The sequence below is a fragment of the Campylobacter sp. BCW_6463 genome (assembly GCF_001762785.1).
Lineage (GTDB): Bacteria > Campylobacterota > Campylobacteria > Campylobacterales > Campylobacteraceae > Campylobacter_D > Campylobacter_D jejuni.
Window position 1 is genome coordinate 1 of sequence record NZ_MJXL01000066.1, and the last position, 1,442, is coordinate 1,442.

At 26.4% G+C, this 1,442-nt stretch carries 2 protein-coding genes; both read left to right on the plus strand.

Annotation, left to right across the window (positions count from 1 at the left end; genetic code table 11):
- Positions 1–427 (plus strand): lipase family protein (locus tag AJ884_RS07590; protein WP_250540856.1); only part of this gene is annotated, 427 nt, incomplete at its 5' end.
- A 365-nt stretch (positions 428–792) separates the two neighbouring features.
- Positions 793–1,442 (plus strand): Mbeg1-like protein (locus AJ884_RS07600; protein WP_148116024.1); only part of this gene is annotated, 650 nt, incomplete at its 3' end.

Genomic DNA, 1,442 nt, shown 5'->3' on the forward strand with positions numbered 1-1,442 from the left:
GACTAAAAATTTCATTCAAAGATATGAGGTTCAATTTCATCAGCCTAACACTACAAGTGGCTTTAGTGCTACTTTGTTTTATGATAAAGAAAAAGATGAATTTATAGTAGGATTTAGGGGAACTGAAACTGATAATTTTATTAGCTCGATTCAAGATATAGTTCAAGACATAACTCTATCCCTCAATGGCAATATCCAATCTTCTTTTCTTTTAGAATTTTTAGAACAAGTAAATAAAATAATCAAAAACAAACACAAAAGAATTATATTTGTAGGACATTCATTGGGTGGGTATTTAGCTCAAATGGCTTTGATATATTGCGATATTAAATATAAAGACAAATTATCTTTTAGCCCTAATGAAGTTTATACTTTTAATTCCCCTAGTGTTTATGGTTGGAATTTTCCTAATATAGCTATATTTTAATTTTTAAAAAAGTAGAATAATTTTATTAAAAATATTAAAAAGGAAAATAAATGGGTGCATTTCGTAAGTTTTATATTGTTTGGGTAGTATTTTGTATAAGTGGGTTTGTTATTTCTCCTGCTGTAGGGCATAATCCAAATAGAGTGTATGAATTTTTTGTAATGCTAGGTTGGATTATTTTTCCTTTAATTCTATTAATGCTTTATCGCTTTTTTTCTCTTTGTGAAATAAAGTTTTTGTATATAGCATTGCTATTGTTACTTTATTATCCTATAGCTTTGATATTATATTACATGTTTTATTATCATAATAGTTTTTATGTTACATTATATATTTTTTTGTCATTATTTAAATAAAGGATAATTTTGCAAGAAAAAATCAATGAATTAAAAGATTATGCAGAACTTGCACAAGCTAGTTATTTTTATTTTGATTTAGAAGATTGTATATTGCAAGAAAATGAAACTATTATTACCTTAAATGAGCTTTTAAACTTAAGCTATAATGGCAAAATAGCTGGAAAAAAAGAAAAGGTCGGACAAAAATATAGTTTTATTAGTAAAGGTAAACTCAACGGAGAATTTGGAGAATTACAGACTAAAAATTTCATTCAAAGATATGAGGTTCAATTTCATCAGCCTAACACTACAAGTGGCTTTAGTGCTACTTTGTTTTATGATAAAGAAAAAGATGAATTTATAGTAGGATTTAGGGGAACTGAAACTGATAATTTTATTAGCTCGATTCAAGATATAGTTCAAGACATAACTCTATCCCTCAATGGCAATATCCAATCTTCTTTTCTTTTAGAATTTTTAGAACAAGTAAATAAAATAATCAAAAACAAACACAAAAGAATTATATTTGTAGGACATTCATTGGGTGGGTATTTAGCTCAAATGGCTTTGATATATTGCGATATTAAATATAAAGACAAATTATCTTTTAGCCCTAATGAAGTTTATACTTTTAATTCCCCTAGTGTTTATGGTTGGAATTTTCCTAATATAGCTAT